A 24288-nucleotide genomic window follows, 5' to 3' on the forward strand; every position below is an offset into this window, starting at 1 on the left:
TATCTTTGCCTTATGATACAAATACAATCTTTCACATTTAACGGCTTTCAAGAAAACACCTACGTTTTGTTTGACGATACTAAAGAATGTATCATAGTTGACCCGGGTTGCTATGATAAGTACGAACAAGAAACGCTAAGCAATTTCGTGTCTGAAAATAAGCTAAAGCCTGTTCTTCTAATAAATACACATTGTCACATAGACCACGTCTTAGGTAACCGTTTTGTTGCTGACAAATGGAAATTGGACTTAGCTATGCATGAATTGGATGTGCCAACACTTAAGTCTGTGAAAGATTATTGTACGGTCTATGGATTTCACAATTATCAAGAAAGCCCTTTACCTTCTCATTTTTTAAATGAAGGTGAAAAAGTAAAGTTTGGAGAAAGTGAGTTAGATATTCTATTTACTCCAGGTCATGCCCCTGGTCATATTGTTCTTCATTCTAAAAAAGACGATTTTATAATTGGTGGAGATGTGTTGTTTCAAATGAGTATTGGCAGAACCGATTTGCCGGGCGGTGATTTTGATACACTAATTGAGAGTATCAAAGAAAAACTGTTTCCCCTTGATGACAATACCAAAATTTATTGTGGACACGGACCAAGTACAAATATCGGCTTCGAAAAAGCCAATAACCCTTTTTTAAAATGATTCCTTATATTTGAATATCTTCTTAGAGCTTATTTCATGATAAAACTACAACTATTCGAAACCAAAAAAAGAATTAGACTTTTACTTGCCGTTGTATCATTATTTTTAACCGCTTATATCCTTTTACGTCCTATTGAAAGAATATCGACTATAGCTTTATTAGTAAGTTTTATTATTCCAATGCCTTTACATCTATATGAGTTTTATAGAATGAGCAAATATTATTTCAACATTGAAAAAGAATCCATTTGTTGGAAAATGTTAGCCATGGAAGAAGAAAATAAATTTGACTTAATAGGGCCTATTTATGAAATAACTGAAGATTGGAAAGGCATTCATTTTAATAATAACAAAAAACAATTTTCAATAATGACAGATGGCTTGTCCAAAAAACAAAAGAAAATAATTATTGAAGGGCTAAAAAATCATTCCACTCTCCTTTCATAATCCAAGATAAGTAGATAATAGGTAAATACCCCAAAAGCATACAGAGCTGCTGTGATATAAAAAATATAAGCGTAGGGCATATCCATACTTTTTAAAAATCTAAATATTTGAGAACTGAAGTACCAGCTACCACTCCAAATAGCAGCAGTTATGGCAGATAAAATTTCTTGGTTTTCCTTGCCTACATAATTCATAGTTAGCTCTGAAGTCATAGGCGCAGCCATATTCATTAAAGGCGTACGTATCCAAAAACATAAAATAGCTAATGGCAAAGCCCACCAATACTCCACAAAAAACTCTGTAGTAGCTAAAGCAACTAAAGCCAAAACAGCAATGGACTGAGTTAGTGTAATACCTTTTTTAAACCCTAATATATCTTTGACCTTTGGAACTAACAAAGCCATAAACGCTACTAGCAAACTAGCACCGCCTCCAATTAGAGCAAACTCCGAAGAGTCCACACCGAAATCATGATAGAAAAATAAATTGATGAATGGGATAGTCAAACCTGCACCAATAGAAATTATTATAGTTGGCACTATGGCTTTAAACAACAAAATCCAGTCGTAAGACTTCCATTGAATACCTTTCTTTTCTGCTAGTACATCGTCAGTCTTGAGTTGCAATAAGAAAAATACACCAATTAGCCCCACTAATGAAATAAACAACAGGATAGTCCCTTCATCGATAGTTCTAAATGAACGACTTAAAATAAATATGATGATACTACAAATAATTGTTCCAAAACTATGTGTAGCATAATTTAAAGATATGGCATGAGATTGGTTTTCTTTTGAAGTATTTCTCATAATGTATGGCAAAGTACTGACTTGAAAACATGTAAATACTACACCCCAAAACACAAATAAATAGGGTAGAAAAACAAACATCTGATTACGGATAGCAAGTATCATAACAATAGCCACTAAAGGAACGCCAAGACTACCTATCGTAAAAAATGGTTTAAGGCGTTTGCCTTTAATGTAAAACCCCAAAGGAAAAGCTAAGACCATTACTGCTAAAAAACGATAGGAAATATAGTTGGCTATTTCGGGATCACTAAACCCCTCTTTAGCTAGGTATATATTTAGGATAAGAAAAAAAGCTGCACCAATAAGCTGAATAAAAAACTCTGCTCTTATCATCAGCAGAATATGCTCTTCTAAGCGTGCATATGATTGTAAAATTTTTCTCAAGCGATTAAACTAAGCATCAACTGTTCCACCTCATCACTCTCCCATTTATCTTCAATGTTAGGAACGTCCATAACTTTCTGCATTAGCTTTTCTTGTTGTTGTCCAATCTCCCATGCTTCAGAATAACGAATAGTACTAAATGAAACCATAGAGTACAAAGGCAACCACTTGTCAGGATATTTTTTGGAAAAATGTAGTTCTATTTTTTTCTGAAGTAAGAATTTAGGGTCGGCAGTCTTGTCTCGCATAACAATAAAATTGTGCATAGATAAATCTTGAACACCATCACCATCTGGCTTTCTTATTTTAGAGTATTCATCAAAACAAGCCTGCCAATCTTCGCCATGTTTTTGCATCAATTGGTCCAAAACAAAACAGCCCTCAAAGCCCGCATTCATACCTTGACCATAAAAGGGAACTGTTGCATGAGCGGCATCTCCAATGAGTAATACTTTATCGTCGACAGTCCAAGGGTTGCAACGCATTATAGCTAATGAGGAGGTAGGATTTTGAAAATATTCTTCTACCAAATTAGGGATTAAGTCTAAAGTGTCTGGAAATACTTCTTTGAAAAAGTCGTAAACCTGTTGTTCGGTTTGTAAGCTGTTAAAGGAATACTCACCTTCATATGGAAAAAATAGTGTGCAGGTAAAACTTCCGTCCATATTTGGCAGAGCAATAAGCATATAACTTCCTCTTGGCCAAATGTGTAAGGCATTAACTTCTAATTTGTGAGTGCCATCTGAATTGGCTGGTATTGTCAGCTCTTTGTAACCATGTTCAATATAATGTTGCGAATACTGAAAACGGTCTTGCTTAATCATTTTTGAACGTATCACAGAATATGCTCCATCTGCACCAATAATCATATCAGCATCGACATTTTTTTGATTGCCATCATTATGCTCAAAGGTTGCAGAGGCTGACTTTAAATCTACATCAACACACTTATAGTTGAAATGCATATTCACATTTTCTTGCTCACCCGCTAAGTTCATCAGCAATTGATTAAGACCACCACGAGATACAGAATAAATAGCCTCTCCATCTTGTCCGTACTGTTGGTCAGTAAGAGAGCCGTCAACTGCATGCATGACTCTTTTATACATTGGAATAGCCATTTTCTCCACATCTTGATCTACACCAACCGCCTTTAGAGCATTCCAACCTCTAGCAGATAAAGCTAAATTGATAGAACGACCAGCGGATAATTCAACTTTTCTCATGTCAGGTCGTCTTTCATAAACCTCAACTTGAAACCCACGTTTGGCTAAGTAGATAGCTTCTAAAGAACCTACCAAACCGGCACCAGCTATAGTAACTTTTTTTCTCATGATAATGCTTTTTCTATGATTTGACCTAACTGATAAATATCTTCAAAAGAATTGTATAATGGAACAGGTGCTAAACGAATAACGTTTGGTTCTCTCCAATCTGCAATAACGCCTTCTTTAGTAATAAAATCAAACATCGACCTACCCTGACCGTGACATAAAACAGACAATTGACACCCTCTATATCTTTCTTCTTTTGGAGTGATAATTTCTAAATCGCAATTATTGTATCTAGAAGATATATCGTTGAATATAAATTCCATATAGTTTGTCAAACGCTTACTTTTAGATACTAATCGAGTCATGCCTACTTCATCAAAAATATCCATACTAGCCTTACAAGGCGCCATAGCAAAAACAGGCGCATTACTCAATTGCCAACCTTGAGCTCCTGGCATCGGCACAAAGTTTTTTTCCATCAAAAAACGGCGTTCTTCATCATGCCCCCACCAACCAGCAAATCGTGGTAAATTGGAATTATTATCATGCTTTTGATGTACAAAAACACCAGAAACACTACCAGGACCAGCATTCAAATACTTGTAAGAACACCAACAAGCAAAATCAACGTTCCAATCGTGCAACTTTAGCTCAATATTGCCAACACCATGAGCTAAATCAAAGCCAACATAAGCCCCTTGAGCATGCGCTTTTTCGGTAATTTTAGCCATATCAAAGACCTGACCACTATAATAATTTACACCGCCCCAAAAGACTAGAGCCAACTCCTCTCCAACTTCTTCAATGGTGGATAATATATCTTCTTCTCTAATGGTATGTTCTCCATCACGAGGGGAAACCTCTATAATAGTATCATCTGGGTTTAAGCCGTGAAATTTTACTTGACTTTCAAGCATATATTGATCTGAAGGAAATGCTTTTGCTTCACAGATAATTTTAGTACGCTTGGAGCTTGGCTGATAGAATGAAACCATCATCAGGTGAAGATTTACACTAAGCCCATTCATAGCAACAACCTCCTCCTTATTTGCTCCTACTAATCGAGCAAATGGCTCGGATAATATTTTATGATAAGATACCCACGGATTTTTGGCTTCAAAGTGACCTTCAACACCATATTTTGCCCAGTCATCTAACTCTTGCTGAACATATTCTCGTGTGCTTTTTGGCTGTAACCCTAAAGAATTACCAGTAAAATAAAGTGCATCCTTACCATTAATTTTAGGAAGGTAAAAACGTTGTCTGTAGGCTGACAGCTCATCTTGCTGGTCAGAATCTTGGGCAAATTCTAAAGTGTTTTGCATGATGTTAAATTAGAGGGCTAAGATACCAAAAGCCAATGGGATAATAAAAAGAAGTAAATACATTATTATACTTGCTCCTTCTACCCAAAAAGAAAAGAAGAAGTTATTCTTTTCTTGAGAGGATTTAATTATCAAAATTCCGCTTAGCAAAGAAGTAAACAACAGTGCTAATAATAGCTGCCACGAAAAATCACCAACAAAAAAGTGAAAAATAGAAATCAATTCGAAGAAAGCAAGACAATAGAGTGCTATCATTTTTGCTTTTTGCTCACCAAAAATTTGAGGAATCGTTTTCAATGACAAATCATCATATTTTAAATCTCGAATATCGAATGGTATTGTTATTGCCAAAACAAAACTAAATCTACTGAGAAAAAGCAATAAGGTATCAAGAGTATAAAATGATTCATTTTCAAGAGTAACTAGAGCAACGCTAACTATGGACCAAACTAAAGCTATAAGAAATATTTTAGCTCTTGGCAGTTCTCTCAACGAAACCTTTTGATTTCCTAAAGGAATTATTTTGATGGGATAAGACAAGCTGATGATTGAGGCAGGTATCAAAAAATAAAATGTTGAAAATGATAAACTCACGGCATAATAAACGGACAGAAATAAGCTTATAACAGTAATTATAAGTATAAATAATCGATTCTTATTGAGCCAATCTAGATGTGCTGATTGTTCTTTGTTTGGACTAAACCTTACCATACGTTGAAAATTATACGCAAACAAAGTGGAGAAGAATACAAAGGGTAAAAGATGTGATGAATCGACACCAATTATTATGCTAGTACTTTGACACAGTGCTAGCACACAAAATGATACAAAGACATTACTATAAACAAAAAATTGACCTAATTTTTTTAGCAAATCCACTAGTCAAAAATATAGAATATTAGTTCATTAAATTACAACTTCATTTCATATTTTTGTACTCTAAATATACTAACAATATGAATCAGTTCTCAGAACGCCATATCGGTCCACGACCAAGCGACCAAGAAAACATGCTTAACAAGATTGGAGTTTCTAATATGAGTGAGCTAATTGACCTTACTATTCCTCAGGCTATTCGTCTATCAAAGAAAATGGATTTACCCAAAGCTCTCAATGAATCCGAGTTACTTGACCATATGAAAATGTTAGGTCAAAAAAATAAAAATTATAGATCTTATATTGGCTTAGGCTACTACAACACTATTCTACCTGGCGTTATTCAAAGAAATATATTAGAAAATCCGGGTTGGTATACGGCTTACACGCCATATCAAGCTGAAATTGCACAAGGCAGACTCGAGGCTTTATTAAATTACCAAACAATGGTAACTGACTTGACAGCTATGGAAATTGCTAATGCCTCATTGCTAGACGAAGGAACTGCAGCGGCTGAAGCAATGATAATGCTATTCAATGCCATGCACAAAGACAAGAAAAAAGCTAAAGCTTGTACATTTTTAGTTTCTAAAGATTGCTTTCCCCAAACTATAGATGTCCTTAAAACAAGAGCTACTCCAATTGGCATAAAACTTCAAATTGTTGAACATTCTGATTTCATTTTTTCAGATGATGTTTTCGGTATGTTAGTTCAGTATCCTTGCAAATATGGTAACATTGAAAACTATAAAGTTTTGGCTCAAGATGCTAAAAACAATAACGTTGGTATTGCTGTAACAGCCGATTTATTAAGTCTTACTCTTTTAACACCTCCTGGTGAATGGGGAGCAGATGTCGTAGTTGGAACAACCCAACGCTTTGGAATCCCTATGGGTTATGGCGGTCCTCACGCGGCCTATTTCGCTACAAAAGAAAGCTATAAAAGAAATATACCTGGCAGAATTATCGGTGTTACAATTGATGCTGAAGGCAATAGAGCATTGAGAATGGCACTTCAAACCAGAGAACAACACATCAAGCGAGAAAGAGCAACATCTAATATCTGTACTGCTCAAGTGCTACTATCTGTTATGGCGGGAATGTATGGTGTATATCACGGTCCAAAACGACTTAAAAATATTGCTAGAAAAATACACGGCTTAGCATGTGTCTTAACTGAGGGACTAGAGCAATTGGGCTACAAACAACTCAATAAAAATTACTTTGACACTATTTTGGTCAATATAAATGACGTGTCTATTGATACACTCAAGGTATTTGCTGAAGATGCTAAGATGAATTTTAATTATATCGATGATAAACATCTTTCCATTTCCATTGACGAAAAAGATGGCCTTCAAAACATCAATGATATTCTAAGCGTATTTGCAAAAAGCTGTAATCACTCTGACCCGACCGAATTAATAAAAAATGTACTGAGCGGAAATTATACAGATGCCAATTCGTTTATCCCAAAAGAATTATATAGAGAAAGTCCATATATGCAACACGAGGTATTCAATACCTATCACAGTGAGACCGAAATGATGCGCTACATTAAGCGATTAGAGAATAAAGATTTAGCATTGAATCATTCCATGATACCTCTAGGCTCTTGTACCATGAAACTAAATGCTGCTGCTGAGCTTTTTCCTCTAAGTTGGAGTGAATTTAGCAACATACACCCATTCGCGCCAATCAATCAAGCTCGAGGCTATCAAATTATGTTTCACGAACTAGAAGAATCCCTGTGTGAAATTACTGGCTTTGACGGTATGTCTTTACAACCCAATTCTGGTGCTCAAGGTGAATATGCCGGCTTAATGGTAATAAGAGCATATCATCAAAGTAGAAACGAAAGTAATAGAGACATTTGTCTTATTCCTTCATCAGCACACGGTACAAATCCCGCTTCTGCCACTATGGCTGGCATGAAAGTCGTTGTTACAAAATGCGATGAAATGGGTAACATTGATGTTGATGATCTAAAAGCAAAAGCAGAAGAACACAGTGAAAATTTAGCTGCCTTGATGATTACCTACCCCTCTACTCATGGTGTATTTGAAGAATCAGTAATTGAAGTGACAAATATCATTCATCAACATGGCGGACAAATATATATGGACGGTGCTAATATGAATGCTCAAGTTGGATTAACAAATCCAGCTATTATTGGAGCTGATGTATGTCACCTCAATCTTCATAAAACATTTGCCATTCCTCATGGAGGAGGAGGGCCAGGAATGGGTCCTATAGGAGTGGTTGAACATCTCAAGCCATTTTTACCCTCTAACCCTATTATCCCAACAGGAGGTGAACAAGCCATTTCTGCCATTTCTGCAGCACCTTGGGGTTCATCATTAGTATTGTGCATTTCATATGCCTACATCAAAATGTTGGGTGAAGAAGGATTAACAAAATCTACTGAAGTGGCTATTCTTAACGCTAACTATATTAAAGAAGAATTGAAAGACGACTATACCATTCTTTATACCAACCCTAATAATATGGTGGCTCATGAAATGATACTAGAATGTCGCCCATTTAAAGATGTTGGAATAGAAGTTACGGATATAGCTAAACGACTTATGGACTATGGATTCCATGCACCAACAGTCTCTTTTCCTGTTGTTGGAACACTTATGGTTGAACCTACAGAAAGTGAAAGTAAACAAGAATTGGACAAATTCATTGCAGCTATGAAATCTATTAGAAAAGAGATTAACGCTATAGCAAGTGGACAGTCTGACGAAAAAGATAATGTTTTAAAAAATGCTCCTCATACTATTAATTTAATAGCCAATGATAAATGGGAAAAACCATACAGCAGACAAGAAGCGGCATTTCCACTTGAATATATCAATGACAATAAATTTTGGCCAAGTGTAAGTCGTGTTGACGATGCCTTTGGAGATAGAAATTTAGTATGCTCGTGCGAGAGTATTGAGAGTTACATTTAAGATTACATAAAATACTTGTTAGTTGGTCTAGGTTTTTATGAAAAAAGACCGTAAATTCGTACACACTTAACTGATAATTTAACAAGTAATATGAAAAATTTTTATTCTATCATCTGTTTATTAATCCTTGCAAACACTTCTTTTGCTCAGATAATGAACAATCAAAATTTTATTGATGCGTCAAGATATGACCAGCACACAAAGTACCTAAACAAATACGAAATTACTCTAAGATCTTCTGTTGATTGTTCAACTTCAGACGCTTTATATTGTGAAGATTTTGAAACCGTTTCAATTCCAGATTTACCATCTGATGTATCAACAAACACTTTAGAGCAAAATTATTACACAATTTCAAATTCAGATCAAATTCAAGTATCAGGTTTTTATACTGGAACTTCAGTTGATGCAAACGCAGGAGGTTATTGGCCAGTAGGAGAGCATGGCCAATTTGCTATGACAAATGATGATGCCTGTAGACCCGGTGGAGTAACACCTGGAAACAATAACAACTGTGATTTAGCTTTTGAATCTCTTACTTTACCAATGCTAGATTTTACTGGTCAATCTGATGTGTTTTTAATATTTGACTACTACCACGATAAAAACTACGGTGGTGGAGATGCTTATGTTGAAGTAAGTAATGACGGAGGTGTCAATTATACTGATATTTCTGGCCCTCTAAGCAATCTAGAAGCGTGGCAACAAGGAATCATTAGCCTATCTGATTACAATGACCAAGATTCGATTGTTATTCGTTTCGTATGGAGTGACAACGGAAGTTGGGCAACAGGATTTGCTGTTGATGATATTGAAATTAACGAATTACAAGATAATTCTTTATCAATGCCACTATTCAACCAATGGTTAGCAGGTTATGATGGGTTTGCATCATCCTATTCTCAAATTCCATTAAGTATGATTCCAAACTCTACAGGAATAATATTCCAATCTTATGTATTTAATAACGGAAATCTTGCACAAGATTCTATTCGTTTACATGCATCAGCTACTGGTTTCACTTCACAAAGTACTGCTGTTAACTTAGAATCTCTAGAGCAAGATACATTACAATGTACTGAAAGATTCCAGCCAACATCTACTGGTGTTTATCAATTAGATTTTTATCTTATGTCTGATAGTGTAACGACTGTTACAAAATCTAAATCTATTGAAATTACAGACTTCATTTATGCTAGAGATGATAACGAAATTGACGCTGTAAATTCACTTCTTCCTTCTGGCGATGGCATAAGCACATGGGAAAGAGGAGCTATCTACGATATATACGAGAGCAATACACTTTATGCAATCGATGCATATATTCATAACGCTACTACAGCAAATGCTAAAATTCAAGGTAAAATTTATCTTTATCAAGACAACCAAACTTTCTTTTTAGAAGAAACTAACTTATTATCAGTATCGGCTAGTGACGGATGGCAAAGCGTAAAGTTTGCTAATCCTGTAGCTTTAGATGCTGAAAGCCAGTATTTAATTACTGTTGCTGGAGATGGTTCTGCTTTAAATGACACCCTTAGAATTGGTTCAAGTGGTAGTGTACAAAGTAGTTATGGTTATATTGTTTACAACGGTTGGGTTGATAGTAATGGAACAACTGCTACAGATGGAACAACAGGCTCTACTCCTATGGTAAGAATGAATATGAATCCAGATGTTGCTGGACCAACTAGTATTGAAGATAATTCATACTCTGCTTTTAACGTTTATCCAAATCCAAACAACGGAATATTTAATATTTCATTGACTAATTCAACAGACAAGCAGACAATAGAAATTAAAAATATTATTGGGCAAACTATTTATTCGCAAATCGTTGGTAATTCATTAAATACTACTATCAACTTGTCTGATATTAACAAAGGAATTTATACTGTTTCTCTAATTAACGAAAACGGAACAAGTTCTACTAAAAAGATAATTATTCAATAATTATATACTTAATCTTAACAAGAAAAAAAGCAGGCTAGCGTCTGCTTTTTTTATTAAAACTCAATATTATGAAACACGCTTTATTAATTTTTGGAATGGCTTTTAGCTTATGTTCTTATGCACAAGAAAGTATTAAGTCATTAATGAGCTTTACTGAAAAAGCCCCAACTATATATCAGTTACGTTCGTTACAAGCTGTTGCTGAAGAAGACAGTGCTGATGTCATTTGGTACGAAGATTTTAGAGAAGGTCTAGATGGAAACAATTCTTCTATAGATCCAGCATGGACAGTAAGTGGCGATGACGGTGATGTCTGGGAACTTGATTTTGATGGTTCTAATGGGGACTATGCAGGAAATACACCTTATTTATTGGAGTCAGAATCTGCAGCTAACGGTTGGATGATTTTTGATGCTGATGGATCAAATGCAGGATTGCCTACCTCGGCTTACTCTGAAAGACAAGGCCAACTAACCTCTCCTTATATTGATTTATCAAACGATTCAAATGTGACTCTAAGTTTTGAACATGCTTACAGATGGTGTTGTTTTAGTTCACACGAATTAGTGGTATCCATCAATGATGGTTCTGGATGGGAATCAGCAGCTAGTTATCAAGTCAATGACCTAGGTACTGTTAACGTCCTATCAGGAACCATAACTTATGAAGTTATTATCACAGAAATAGCAGCATTAAAGGATAGTGTTCAAATACGTTTTGACTGGGCTGTTGGTGAAAATACAGCTTCTCACTATTTTTGGATGGTTGATGATGTGAAAATTATCAAAACTCAACCTTATTCTTCAAATCTTTTAAATAGTTTTAATAATGTACCTAGCGCTTATTTTGGAGGCACATCTTATCGTGTAATGCCATTGGAACAAATTTCAGAAACAGAATACTTTTATGGTGGTTATATTGAAAATGTAGGATATAACACGCTTGACAGTTTGAGAATACATGCCGAAGTGACTTCTGCTGGATTTATGTCACAAAGTGATGGTTTATCTCTAGTTTCTAGTGATAGGGATAGTATTTACGTCAATGATGGTTTCACGCCAACAGAAATAGGAACATATGATGCTGACATTGTTGGTAAAGATGATGATGGTTATGTTTTAACTGATACGCTTAGACGCACATTTGTTGTATCTGATTATATTTATGCTCGAGACAATGGAGATAACGCTACCAATTTTGGACGATATGGCATCAACGCTGACGGCTCAAGACAATATGGAAATGTTTTTGATATATATGCAACAAGTACCTTGTATAGCGTTAAGTTTCGTTTGGATGAAAGAACCTCTGCAAATGCTCAAGGTACAATAAGATTAAATACTGTCGATACTCAATCTGGAGAAATTAGCTTTTTAGTAGAAACAGAAACCCTAAATTTAGGTCAATATACTGGAGATTGGTTCGATGTATCATTTGACCCTCCAATTATACTAGATGCTGGACAAGTGGTTTTACCTGCTATTTATGCTACATATAATGGTATAGACACAGTATTTGTTAATACATCTGGATCCAATCCTAACAACAGTGAAAGTTTAGTGCAAGATATTGATGGCACACAAGAGGGAGTAAACCCTGGGACTTGGCTATATACAACATCAGCTCCATGTGTAAGATTAAATTTTGATCCTACTGTTGTTGGAGTAAATGTAGGTATTGAAGAAAATAACTCTTTATCTAAATTTAATGTTTTCCCTAATCCAAACAACGGGCACTTCAACATACAAATTCAAACTTCGCAATCGGAAGATATAAGTATTAATATTTCAAATTTAGTAGGTCAAGTTGTGTATTCAGAAAAAGTATCGATAACCAATTCACTGAACAAATGGCTAGACCTTAGCCATTTAGAAAAAGGTGTTTATACCGTTACATTAGAGAATAACAACAAAAACTTTATGGTAAAGAAAGTGACTATTCAATAAATACGTTCACTATTCGTTTAAAAAAAAGCAGGCTACAAACCTGCTTTTTTTTTTGCTCAGAATTTTATGTAACTTTGTGACAACTTTTTAAACTTAAAACTATGAAACCTGTACTTACTTTTATGGGCATATTATTAACTCTTAATATTTTTGCTCAGCAACTAACTTCTCAACTTTTACAATCAAACTCATTTCTTAGTCATTCCTCCAACACCCCTACGGAATACCAAGGATGGATTGATGACGACAATACTTATTCCTCGAGTGCTGCCTCTTCAGCTACAGATGTAATATTGTGGTCAGATGACTTTGCCAATGGCTTAGATGGCAATAACACATCTACTGTGCAAACTTGGACAGTATCTGGCACACACAGCACCTTATGGGAGTATGATACGGATGGTTCTGAAGGTCCATTTGCTGGTAATCCACCATTAACTCTAGAATCTGAAACCAAAGATAATGGCTGGATGATTTTTGACGCTGATAAAGCGAATACAAACCTTCCTCAATCTGCATTTGTGAAAAAGCATGGTGAACTTATTTCTCCTAGTATAGACTTATCCAACGACACTAATGTAACCCTAAAATTTACACACATGTATAGATATTGTTGTAGCCCCGATCATACACTAAAGGTTTACATATATGACGGGACTAATTGGAGTAATGGTATAGATGTAAGTATAGGCAGTACTGTAAATTCTGTAAAAGAAACTAATGAAATTGAATTGAATATAACGCAATACGCCGGTCAAAAATCGGATGTAAAAATTAAATTTTCATGGGAAGCAGACGAAGCCGAAGCTTACTATTGGATGATTGATGATGTCAAAATTGTAAAAACCAATCCTTATGATGCTAATCTGCTTAATGCTTTTTATGTAACTCCAACCTCTGTATACGGAGGAACAAGCTATCGAATAATGAATTTAGAACAAGCTGAACAAACAACGTATTATTTTGTTGGCTCTTTACAAAACTCTGGATACAACAACATAGATAGCTCAAGAATTTATGCTAGTGTTGTTGGCGAAAACCAATCTTTTCAAAGTCATGGTCTAGTGAGTACCCCTACATCTATTGATACACTTTACACTAATCAAGGTTTTACTCCATCAGCTACAGGGGTTTATAATGCAGATATATGGGGAAGCGACAATGATAACCAATTCAATACAGATACCATAAGAGTAGGTTTTGAAATTCACCAATATGAATATGGCAAGGATAATGGTAATTACAACCAAGGTAATTTTCAACGACGAGTGATGAATGATGATGGTGCTTATGAAATAGGAAATCGTTTTATGATTTATAAAAGCAAAGAGCTAGAAACTGTAAAAATCAGAATGGATGCTAGAACTGGTCCGGATGCTAAGGGTAGAATTAAACTATACGAAATACAATCGGATGGCTCGAGAGTATTTATTATTGAATCGCAAGAGAAAAATATAGGTCAAAGTGCTGGGAATTGGTATAATTTTAAGTTTGATAACCCATGGGATTTAAGTGCAAACACGGAATATATGGTTATGTTATACACAGCTGCAGCAACTTCAACAACTGATACTGCTTTTATCAGCACAGGTGGAATTGTTGATCCACAAGAAAGTTTCTTAGTTGATGTAGATGGAGCAGGAACAAATGTTGAACCAAATACTTGGTTTTATACTATATCAGCTCCTTGTGTACGATTAAATTTTGACCCTAATGTAATTGGTATAAAAGAGCAATTGGGTTTAGCTGACTTAAGTCTATATCCTAATCCAAATAGTGGAATTTTCAAGATAAAAATAAAGTCTGAAAAACAAGAAGATCTTCATCTAAATGTAAGAAATGTATTAGGTCAGATTGTGTACTCAGAAGATTTTATTAAGGTCAATCAACTGACTAAACAAATGAATCTTACTCATTTGAATAGTGGACTTTACACCATTAGCTTGGAATCTGAAAGAGGACAGCTTAGTACTCAAAAAGTAATTATTAAGTAAATTTTTAGCTATGAAAAAATTACATCTCATTTTATTGTGCATTTCGTATATCTCCTTTGCTCAAAATCCGTATCCCGTAAATTTTGAAGCATTCAGAGATAACACCACAAAAAAACTTATCAAAACTACGCCAAGAAGTAGTAATCAACAATTAGATTGTTCAGACACATCCTACATCTATTGTGAAAACTTTGAGTCCGTTTCATCTCCTGAATTACCAAGTGATATAACTACATCATCTTTAGAAGATGGATATAATGTCACAGTGAATTCTACAGCTCAAAACGTTAGTGGGTTCTACACAGGAAACTTTGAGGATGCCAATGTTGGAGGGTATTGGCCTGTTTCTGAGCATACTCAATTTGCTATGACTAATGATGATGCTTGTAAACCCAATGGAATTACTCCTAATACAAATAATAACTGTGATCTTAGCTTTGAAGTCATAGAGTTACCTAGATTAGACTTTACAGGTCTTGAAGATGTGTTTTTGATATTTGATTATTACCATGACAAAAATTATGGTGGTGGCGATGCTGTTGTAGAAGTTAAAACAGCTAATCAATCGACTTGGACAGATATATCAGGAAATTTAACGAGTTTAGATGACTGGCAGGAAGGCATTTTTTCACTTTCGGATTATAATAATACAGATTCTGTGAATATTAGAATTAGATGGTCTGATGGGAATAGTTGGGCAAGTGGGTTTGCTATTGATAACATTGTGGTTAAAAAATTAAAAAATTATGATTTATCGTTAATTGCTTATGACCATTATATGAGTGGTAATTCGTATATAAACAACTACTCCATAATTCCACTTGAACAACAAAATGTAGAGGGGGTTATTGCTAGAGCTGTCATAAGAAATACAGGAAACAATGCTCAAGATTCTGTACGCTTAAAAATAGAAGTCAGTTCAGAAAGCTACACGGATCAAAGTTGGGGTAAGAATTTGGTTTCACTAGCTAGAGATACATTTTTTGCTAATCAATTTTTTAACGTAAGTTCAACTGGCAACTACGATTTGGACTTCATAGCAGAATCAGATAGTACATCTACCCAAGCTTTAAGTAGAAGCCTAAATATTAGTGAATATACTTTTGCAAGGGATGATAACACTCCAGCGTTGAGTTTTAGTTTATTTTCCGCAATTGGAACAGCATCGACTGTTGAGCATGGCAATTCATTTGATATAGCCGCTGATGATGATTTATACGCCGTAGATGTATTCATCGCTGATAACAGTTACCCTAATGGTAAAATCCAAGCCAAAGTTTATGAAATCATATCAGGAACGGCTGCATTTCTAACAGAATCTAACCCACTTAGTATAGTCAGTACAGGTGCATGGCAAAGTGTAAAATTTCCAACTCCTGTTCCATTAGTTGCAGATAAAGAATATTTAATTACTGTTGGAGGTGATGGAACTACAACTGATACAACAAGAATAGGCGTTAGTAGCTCTAAAATTAGTAGTTATGGTTGGAGAATATATAATGGATTCTCTGGAACTAGTGGAACAGCACCTCAGGACGGTATATACCTATCTATTCCTATGGTTAGGATGAATTTTGACCCTGATGTTCCTGGACCAACAAGTATTGAAGAAGAAGAGGAGTTATCATTTTTTACCATATATCCCAACCCTAATAATGGGGTGTTTAGCCTAAGTTTTGACGATTTATCTGAAAGCTCATCTATAGAAATTCATAATATTCTTGGTCAACTAGTACATAAAGAATTTTTGAATCAACATACTCTAACGAAAGAATTCAACTTGAGTCACTTCGAAAAAGGTATTTATACAGTAAGTTTGATTAATCTTGAAGGAAAAACTGCACAAACGCAAAAGATTATAATTAAGTAATAGTTAATATTTGACAATAAAGAAGGCTAGTTTTGACTAGCCTTTTTTTGTGTCTATTTTCTTAACTTTTTGAATAGTTTAGAAGCAAAAACAAAATCATTTAACTCCTTAGTTGTGGAGTTGATTATGGAGTCTTTATCGCCTTGCCACGCCAATTGACCTTGGTGTATAAATGCAATGTTATCTCCTATCTCCATAACTGAATTCATATCATGAGTGTTAACTACAGTTGTTATGTTATACTCTTGAGTAATTTCTTGAATAAGGTTATCAATAATAATGGCTGTTTGTGGGTCTAAACCTGAGTTTGGCTCATCACAAAATAGATATTTAGGCTTCATAGAAATGGCTCTTGCAATAGCTACTCGTTTCATCATACCACCGCTTAATTCGGCAGGAAATAAGGCATTAGCATTATTTAAATTGACTCTTTTCAAACAAAAATTTACTCTATCTTTTTTTTCCTCATTACTCATATCAGTAAACATATTGAGAGGAAAAGCAATATTTTCTTCGACTGTTAGGTAATCAAATAATGCTCCACCTTGAAAAAGCATTCCAATTTCTTTTCTAAGGTTTCGTTTTTCTTTTTTATCCAAATCATCAAATGAGGATTCATTAAATAAAATACTTCCAGAATCAGCTCTATGCAAACCTACCATGCATTTTATGAGGGTTGTTTTACCTGAGCCACTAGCTCCTATAACAAGATTGGTTTTACCAGACTGAAAGGTAAAAGATACGTCTTTTAAAACGTGATTATCTCCAAAGGTTTTATGTATATTTTTAACTTCTATCATGCCAACATTAATTGCGTAAGAATGAAGTTCATAATAAGAATAACTATACAGCTATAAACCACTGATTTAGTACTAGACTTTCCAACGGCTAAGGCTCCGCCCCTAGTAAAGTATCCAAAAAAAGAAGAAATAGAGGAAATAGCAAAAGCGAAAAATACCGTTTTTACCAGAGCATAAAAAATATAAAAAGGTTCAAACCAATATATAAGCCCTTGCAAAAATTCTGGCTTACTAATAATTCCACCTAGGGTAGCTGCTAAAAACCCACCGAACATACCAATACCCATACTAATAATAACAAGAAAAGGGAAAAATAATACTGATGCTATTATTTTAGGTTGGATAATAAAGGCAGCAGAATTGATGCCCATAATTTCTAAAGCATCTATTTGTTCAGAAACTCTCATTGTTCCAATTTCAGAGGCAATACTAGAGCCTACTTTACCTGCAAGAATTAGGGCAATCATGGTCGGTGAAAACTCTAATATGAGTGACTCACGTGTAGCATATCCAATCAAGTATTTAGGAATAAAAGGATTATTTAATTGCAAACCCGTTTGTATAGTCACAACGGCACCCATAAATAAAGATATGATAGAAACAATTGTCAAAGAGTTTACACCAAGCTTAATCATTTCATCGACAATGCGTTTGATATAAACCTTCTTATTCTCTGGGCGACTAAACACATTCCCCAACATACTGAGGTACAAGCCAAAAAGTTTTAAGCCATTAATCATAGTCCACCAAAAATAACAATATTTATGTGGCTATCTTAAAAGCATATTAGTATTTTTGATAAGATTATACAATAATTATGTTTTCTAAAAATCAAATACTTCTGTTCGTCTTAATTACTTCGCTTTTTTTAAGCTTATCTTCTTGTGGTATTTTAAAAGAAGATTGTGATTGTCCATCATTTTCAAAAACACAACCAGCCGTTGAAAAACATATTTAATTACTTTTTAGATTAATTCTAAATAAGTAATTTAGTGGCATGAAAAATTTAAGTGAATTAAAACTAGGCACTAAAGCTGTTATTGACTCTTTTTCTGATAAAGAATTAGCTTTGAAACTGATGGAAATGGGATGTTTACCTGGAGAAAAAATTCACATTGAACGCAAAGCACCACTTGGAGACCCCATTGCAATATCTATTTCTGGATATGTTCTTAGCATGAGAAAAGCAGAAGCAGAAACTATATTAGTTAATGAAATAAAATAACTCATTGGCAAAATCAAATAAAATCACTGTAGCCTTAGTGGGTAATCCAAACAGCGGAAAGACCACATTATTTAATGCTCTCACGGGTCTAAATCAAAAGGTTGGTAACTTTCCCGGAATTACTGTCGACAAAAAAGTTGGTGCCTGTCAAATTTCTCAACTTGCTAGTAAAAATAAAATAGACACAGAATTCATCGATTTACCCGGTACTTATAGCTTGTATCCAAAATCTATGGACGAAAGTATTAGCTTTCAAGTTTTGTGCGACCCCAAAAATGAACATCATCCTGATGTAAATATAATTATTGTTGACGCCTCGAATTTAAAACGGTCACTGTGTTTAGCAACACAAGTTATTGATTTAAAGACCCCTTGTATTTTGGCATTGAATATGATGGATCTTATAGAAAATGATGGTGTTAAAATTTATCTGAAACTATTAGAAGAAAAACTTGGCGTAACAGTAGTACCAATAAATGCACGAAAAAAAATAGGCATTGGAAATTTAAAACAAGCTATTCTTAATGTTAAAGAAAGAGAAAACAAAAATAGTTTTGTAGACATCAAGAATCTTTGTCCGGACCTAATAGAAGATATACAAAAATTACTTAACAAAGCTAGTGACTATAATGCCTTTCAAATTGCGTGCAACTACAAAACAATTACTGATTTTTCCAAACAAGACAAAGAAAAATTAGACAACATCATAAGTGAACATAAATTTATAGCCAAACGCTTACAAGCTACCGAAACAGTAAGAAGATATAAGGCTATAGACCAACTACTTGAGAAATGTGTTGAATATCCTGAAAACAGTAAAAACAATAGCCTCACTCAAAAATTGGATAATATTTTGACACATCCTATTTATGGCTTTGCTATTTTTTTAAGTGTGCTATTTTTAATCTTCCAAGCAGTATTTTCATGGTCCGAATATCCTATGGAAATCATTGATAATTCCATTTCTCAACTATCTCAATTTTTTGCCAATTCTTTACCTGAAGGTGCGTTAAATAATTTAATTGTGGATGGCATTATTGCTGGTTTGGGTGGTATTGTCATATTCGTTCCTCAGATAGCATTTCTTTTTGCTTTTATTGCCGTATTGGAAGATACTGGCTATATGTCTAGAGTGAGCTTTATTACAGATAAACTATTGAGAGGATTTGGTCTAAGTGGTCGTTCAATAATACCTTTATTAAGTGGTGCTGCTTGTGCTATTCCAGCAGTAATGTCAGCCAGAACAATCCCTAACTGGAAAGAGCGAATAATTACAATTATGGTAGTTCCCTTAATGAGTTGTGCAGCACGACTTCCAGTTTATACGCTACTAATTTCAATGATGATTTCAGCAGAACAAAAGTGGTTTATATTCAATCTGCAAGGTTTAACAATGATGGGATTCTATCTAATAGGTTTTGTCTCAGCAATATTGATAGCTTGGTTGATGAAATACATAATCAAGTCTAAAGAACGTAGCTATTTTGTAATGGAAATGCCTACATATAAAACTCCAGATTGGAGAACTGTTTTTTATACCATTATAGAAAAAGTGAAAGTCTTTCTTATTGATGCTGGAAAAATCATCATTGCTATATCTGTCGTTTTATGGGCCTTATCCTCCTACGGCCCATCTTCTAAATTTGACGAAATAGAACGTAAATACCAAAACACAGAAAATGCTGAAGTGGTAATTGCTAGCGAAAAACTTGAATCTTCATACGCAGGAATAATTGGTAAAAGCATAGAACCCGTTATTGCTCCATTGGGCTTTGACTGGAGAATTGGCATTTCTTTGATAACCTCATTTGCAGCTCGAGAAGTTTTCGTAGGTACTATGTCCACTATTTATAGTGTTGGTGATGCCGATAATACCAAGTCAATTCGTGAAAAGTTAATGTCATATAAAAACCCTAAAACAGGAGAAACATTTTTTACTCCGGCAGTAGCCTTGTCTTTAATGTTATTTTATGCATTTGCTATGCAATGCATGAGTACTTTAGCTGTAGTTTTCAGAGAAACTAACGGCTGGAAATGGCCTGCTATACAATTTATATACATGAGTGCTTTAGCTTATTTAGCAAGTTTCGTTGCCTATCAATTATTAAGCTAATGGAGTCTTTAAATCACTTTTTACCCACCCAATCGGTAAAAACCATTTCTAAATGGCTAACAGATTATGATTGCACATTGACTATAAAAAAATCGAGATCAAGTAAATTGGGAGATTATCGGTATATTCAAAATAAACATTATATCACTATTAATGAGGACTTAAATCCTTACTCATTTTTAATTACGCTAACCCACGAAATAGCACATATGATGGTGACTGATAAATATTCTTCTAGAGTTGCTCCACACGGCAAAGAATGGAAAAACGAATTTAAAACACTTATGCTTGCTTTTATCTCTATTTTTCCAACTGACATACAGCAATACTTAGCAATTCACCTGAAAAACCCCAAAGCATCTAGTAGTTCAGACTATAAACTTGTGAAAGCGTTAAGGAAATACGATAAAAATCCTACGCTTACCATTTCTGATATTCCTTACGGCAGTATTTTTTCAACGCCCAATGGCAAACGATATATTAAGGAAAAGAAAATTAGAACACGTTTTCAGTGCAAGTCTTTAAATAACAATAGAATTTATCTTTTTAACCCCTTAGCTGAAGTACAGATTTGATTTTGTATTTTTGAAGAATAATATCCTTATTATGAACACAAACAACTATGCCGTTATAATGGCTGGAGGAATTGGCTCTAGATTTTGGCCAATGAGTAGAAGTACATTTCCAAAACAGTTTTTAGATATACTAGGCACAGGAGAGACACTGATACAACAAACTTTTAGACGCTTAGCAAAATCTTGTCCTGCAGAAAATATCCTTGTTGTTACCAATGCAAAATACAAGGATTTATGTTTAGAACAACTCAGCGACATACTAGAAGATAATATTTTATGTGAGCCTTCAATGAGAAATACAGCCCCTTGTATTGCCTATGCCTCTTTCAAAATAACTAAGAAAAACCCTAATGCTAATATCATAGTCGCGCCTTCAGACCACTTGATTAGTAATGAAGATGAATTCACAAAAATTGTTGCTGATTGTTTTGAAGTGTGTTCAAAAAATAATGTGCTTTTAACCTTAGGCATAAAACCTTCAAGACCAGATACTGGCTATGGGTATATTCAATTCAACGAAGGAAATTCTGAACTTCATAATAACATACATAGTGTTAAAACATTTACAGAAAAACCTAACTTAGAACTAGCACAACAATTTTTAGAAAGCGGTGACTTTTTATGGAATTCTGGAATATTTATCTGGAGTGCTAAAGCCATTTCTTTAGGTCTAAGAAAACACTTAAGAGATTTATACGACAGATTTGAAGATGGCAACGATTATTACAATACGGATGAAGAAGTAGAGTTCATTAATCGCATTTTTCCTGGTTGTAAAAACATATCTATTGACTATGGTTTGATGGAGAAAGCTGAAAATGTTTTTGTTTATCCTTCTGACTTTGGCTGGAGTGATTTAGGAACCTGGGGCTCTTTATATGGTCATTTAAAGCTAGATGAAAGTCAAAATGGAATTATTGGCGATAATGTAATGATTTATGATTCTAAAAAAAATATTATCAATGCGCCTAATGATAAAGTTGTTGTTATTCAAGGTCTGGAAGATTATATTATTATCGATAATAAAAACACCCTACTTATCTGCAAAAAAGAAGACGAGCAACAGATTAAACAATTTGTTAGTGATATAAAAAGAGATAAAGGAGACGAATATGTGTAGTCTATTTCTTTAGACTACCACACATATCTTCAGGGCGAACCCACTCATCGAACTCCTCGGCAGTAAGGTATCCTAAATTGACAGACTCTTCTTTTAATGTTGTACCGTTTTGGTGAGCCGTCTTAGCAATTTTTGCTGCTTTTTCATAACCTATCTTGGTATTCAAAGCGGTTACTAACATTAAAGAATTATCCAAGTTCTTTTTTAGATTATCATAATTAGGCTCTATGCCTTCTGCGCAATTAACCTTAAAAGATACACAAGCATCTCCAATCAATCGTGCCGACTGTAAAATGTTAGCTGCCATCATCGGCTTAAATACATTAAGCTCATAATGACCTTGCATTCCACCAACACCAATAGCTACATCATTACCCATAACCTGAGCACATACCATTGTTAGTGCCTCACATTGCGTAGGGTTAACTTTGCCCGGCATTATAGACGAACCAGGCTCATTAGATGGTATTATTATTTCACCAATTCCGCTTCGTGGACCTGATGCTAGCAAACGGATATCGTTGGCTATTTTATTTAGAGAAACTGCTAATTGCTTCAAAGCATTATGAGACTCTACAATAGCATCATGAGCCGCTAAAGCTTCAAATTTATTGTCTGCTGATACAAATGGTAGCTGTGTAAATTCAGCAATTTTTTTAGAAACAAGAATGTCATAACCTTCTGGAGTATTTATTCCTGTTCCTACAGCTGTACCACCAAGAGCAAGTTCTGAAAGATGAGCTAAAGTATTTTTAAGTGCTTTTAATCCATGGTCTAGCTGTGAAACATATCCAGAAAATTCTTGACCTAATGTCAATGGTGTAGCGTCCATTAGGTGTGTTCTTCCTATTTTAACTACATGCATAAATGCTTTAGATTTTTTATCTAAAGTATCCCTCAACATTTCTACTCCAGGAATAGTAGTTTCAACAATCATTTTGTAAGCGGCAATATGCATGCCTGTCGGAAAAGTATCGTTAGACGATTGAGATTTATTGACATCATCGTTAGGATGAATAACTTTACTTTCGTCATCTAAACTACCACCATTTAAAACGTGAGCTCGGTTGGCTATCACTTCATTGGTATTCATATTAGATTGTGTACCTGAACCCGTTTGCCATATTACTAATGGAAACTCACCGTCGTGTTTGCCTTCTAATATCTCATCGCAAACAGCAGAAATTAAATCTCTTTTTTCAGTAGAAAGAACACCTAACTCGCAATTGGCATGAGCGGCTGCTTTTTTAAGGTATGCAAAACCATAGACTACTTCTAGTGGCATACTTGCTGATTGACCAATTTTGAAATTGTTTCTGGAACGTTCTGTTTGGGCTCCCCAATACTTTTCGGCAGGTACTTTTACCTCGCCCATGGTATCTTTTTCAATTCTATAGCTCATGATTTTTTTATTAGAATATTAACACTTACTTTTGTGCAAAGTTAATTCAAATATATAAAGATATGTTTATAGGTTTTGTCCTCTTTTTAGTTATCGCTGGTATGGCATTTTGGTTGTTAACCTTCATTATTAGTTTTTTACCATATTGGATTGGCGCTTGGTTTATCGAGTCATACAAAAATCGTGACTTAGTAGAAGACCTCGAATAGCTTAAATCACTTCTTGCACCCTTTCCAAAGGTCTTCCTACAACAGTACCTTTCTTACTTTTTATTATTGGTCGTTCAATTAATTTAGGATTTTGAACCATCGCTTCTATAATTGCTGTATCGCTCAAGTCTTTACCTTTGAATTGTTCTTTCCAAATACTTTCATTTTTACGAACGAGCTCAATTGGCTTTATAGATAAGTCGTGAAGTAAAGCCCTTAATTCTTCAGTTGACAATAAGTCTTTCAGATATTCTATAACTGTAATTTTACACGACTTTTCTTCTAAAAAAGATAAGGCTTCTCTACTCTTTCTACATCTAGGATTGTGATAAATTGTTACTTCCATAAT

At 34.6% G+C, this 24288-nt stretch carries 19 protein-coding genes; 11 read left to right on the top strand and 8 right to left on the bottom strand.

Translation table 11 applies throughout. The features are described from left to right. Positions 1-12: 12 nt before the first annotated feature. Together ISP71_02070 and ISP71_02075 are read left to right on the top strand one after the other, a co-directional pair. Positions 13-654 (top strand): MBL fold metallo-hydrolase, encoded by a 642-nt coding sequence (locus ISP71_02070; protein ID MBL6662865.1) that lies wholly within the window; start codon positions 13-15, stop codon positions 652-654. A gap of 36 nt (positions 655-690) precedes the next feature. Further along, positions 691-1101 (top strand): hypothetical protein, encoded by a 411-nt coding sequence (locus ISP71_02075; protein MBL6662866.1) that lies wholly within the window; start codon positions 691-693, stop codon positions 1099-1101. Here the strand turns inward: ISP71_02075 and ISP71_02080 are convergent. From ISP71_02080 to ISP71_02095, 4 genes are read right to left on the bottom strand one after another with little or no spacing between them, the layout of a single operon-like run. Further along, a complete protein-coding gene (locus tag ISP71_02080; GenBank protein ID MBL6662867.1) occupies positions 1080-2297 on the bottom strand; it encodes an MFS transporter in 1218 nt (405 codons plus the stop codon). The two genes, ISP71_02075 and ISP71_02080, sit on opposite strands and share 22 nt — an antisense overlap. Then, positions 2294-3631 carry an FAD-dependent monooxygenase gene (locus ISP71_02085; GenBank protein MBL6662868.1) on the bottom strand — a complete coding sequence of 446 codons (1338 nt, stop codon included), beginning with the start codon at positions 3629-3631 and terminating at the stop codon, positions 2294-2296. The genes ISP71_02080 and ISP71_02085 overlap by 4 nt, the downstream gene beginning before the upstream one ends. Then, positions 3628-4896, bottom strand: coding sequence for a kynureninase (kynU, locus tag ISP71_02090; GenBank protein MBL6662869.1), 1269 nt, complete (start codon positions 4894-4896; stop codon positions 3628-3630). The genes ISP71_02085 and kynU overlap by 4 nt, the downstream gene beginning before the upstream one ends. A 9-nt stretch (positions 4897-4905) precedes the next feature. Beyond that, positions 4906-5712, bottom strand: a complete 807-nt coding sequence (locus ISP71_02095) for a hypothetical protein (protein MBL6662870.1) — start codon at positions 5710-5712, stop codon at positions 4906-4908. 140 nt (positions 5713-5852) lie between these two features. Between ISP71_02095 and gcvP the strand changes: the two genes are divergently transcribed. From gcvP to ISP71_02120, 5 genes are all read left to right on the top strand, one after another. Further along, complete coding sequence (gene gcvP, locus ISP71_02100; GenBank protein MBL6662871.1) at positions 5853-8732, top strand: aminomethyl-transferring glycine dehydrogenase; 2880 nt, start codon at positions 5853-5855, stop codon at positions 8730-8732. A gap of 90 nt (positions 8733-8822) precedes the next feature. After that, positions 8823-10685: a T9SS type A sorting domain-containing protein gene (locus ISP71_02105; GenBank protein ID MBL6662872.1), complete on the top strand. Its 1863-nt coding sequence runs from the start codon at positions 8823-8825 to the stop codon at positions 10683-10685. Between the two features lie 68 nt (positions 10686-10753). Beyond that, positions 10754-12631 (top strand): T9SS type A sorting domain-containing protein, encoded by a 1878-nt coding sequence (locus ISP71_02110; protein MBL6662873.1) that lies wholly within the window; start codon positions 10754-10756, stop codon positions 12629-12631. Positions 12632-12732: 101 nt separating this feature from the next. Beyond that, positions 12733-14625, top strand: a complete 1893-nt coding sequence (locus ISP71_02115) for a T9SS type A sorting domain-containing protein (protein MBL6662874.1) — start codon at positions 12733-12735, stop codon at positions 14623-14625. A gap of 10 nt (positions 14626-14635) precedes the next feature. Continuing rightward, on the top strand, positions 14636-16495 hold the full coding sequence (locus ISP71_02120) for a T9SS type A sorting domain-containing protein (GenBank protein MBL6662875.1): 1860 nt from the start codon (positions 14636-14638) through the stop codon (positions 16493-16495). Between the two features lie 53 nt (positions 16496-16548). On the opposite strand, the gene ISP71_02125 is transcribed toward ISP71_02120, so the two are convergent. Both ISP71_02125 and ISP71_02130 read right to left on the bottom strand, forming a co-directional pair. Continuing rightward, the gene (locus tag ISP71_02125) at positions 16549-17295 is read right to left on the bottom strand and encodes an ATP-binding cassette domain-containing protein (GenBank protein MBL6662876.1); all 747 of its coding nucleotides are present in this window, start codon (positions 17293-17295) and stop codon (positions 16549-16551) included. Then, the gene (locus ISP71_02130) at positions 17292-18035 is read right to left on the bottom strand and encodes an ABC transporter permease (GenBank protein ID MBL6662877.1); all 744 of its coding nucleotides are present in this window, start codon (positions 18033-18035) and stop codon (positions 17292-17294) included. Before ISP71_02130 ends, ISP71_02125 begins: the two co-directional genes overlap by 4 nt. Before the next feature lie 257 nt (positions 18036-18292). On the opposite strand from ISP71_02130, the gene ISP71_02135 reads away from it, so the two are divergent. The 4 genes from ISP71_02135 to ISP71_02150 are packed head-to-tail and all read left to right on the top strand — an operon-like array spanning position 18293 to position 22328. Continuing rightward, positions 18293-18520, top strand: coding sequence for a ferrous iron transport protein A (locus ISP71_02135; GenBank protein MBL6662878.1), 228 nt, complete (start codon positions 18293-18295; stop codon positions 18518-18520). 4 nt (positions 18521-18524) lie between these two features. Next, positions 18525-20633 (top strand): ferrous iron transport protein B, encoded by a 2109-nt coding sequence (gene feoB, locus ISP71_02140; protein MBL6662879.1) that lies wholly within the window; start codon positions 18525-18527, stop codon positions 20631-20633. Further along, positions 20633-21208, top strand: a complete 576-nt coding sequence (locus ISP71_02145; protein ID MBL6662880.1) for a SprT-like domain-containing protein — start codon at positions 20633-20635, stop codon at positions 21206-21208. Before feoB ends, ISP71_02145 begins: the two co-directional genes overlap by 1 nt. A 31-nt stretch (positions 21209-21239) precedes the next feature. After that, complete coding sequence (locus ISP71_02150) at positions 21240-22328, top strand: NTP transferase domain-containing protein (protein ID MBL6662881.1); 1089 nt, start codon at positions 21240-21242, stop codon at positions 22326-22328. Between the two features lies 1 nt (position 22329). Here the strand turns inward: ISP71_02150 and fumC are convergent, their stop codons facing one another. Both fumC and arsC read right to left on the bottom strand, forming a co-directional pair. Beyond that, complete coding sequence (fumC, locus tag ISP71_02155) at positions 22330-23730, bottom strand: class II fumarate hydratase (protein ID MBL6662882.1); 1401 nt, start codon at positions 23728-23730, stop codon at positions 22330-22332. A gap of 210 nt (positions 23731-23940) precedes the next feature. Continuing rightward, entirely contained in the window at positions 23941-24285 is a 345-nt protein-coding gene (arsC, locus tag ISP71_02160; GenBank protein MBL6662883.1) for an arsenate reductase (glutaredoxin), read from the bottom strand. Positions 24286-24288 lie beyond the last annotated feature (3 nt).

The sequence above is a fragment of the Flavobacteriales bacterium genome, from assembly GCA_016779995.1.
Classification (GTDB): Bacteria; Bacteroidota; Bacteroidia; order Flavobacteriales; family UBA7312; genus UBA8444.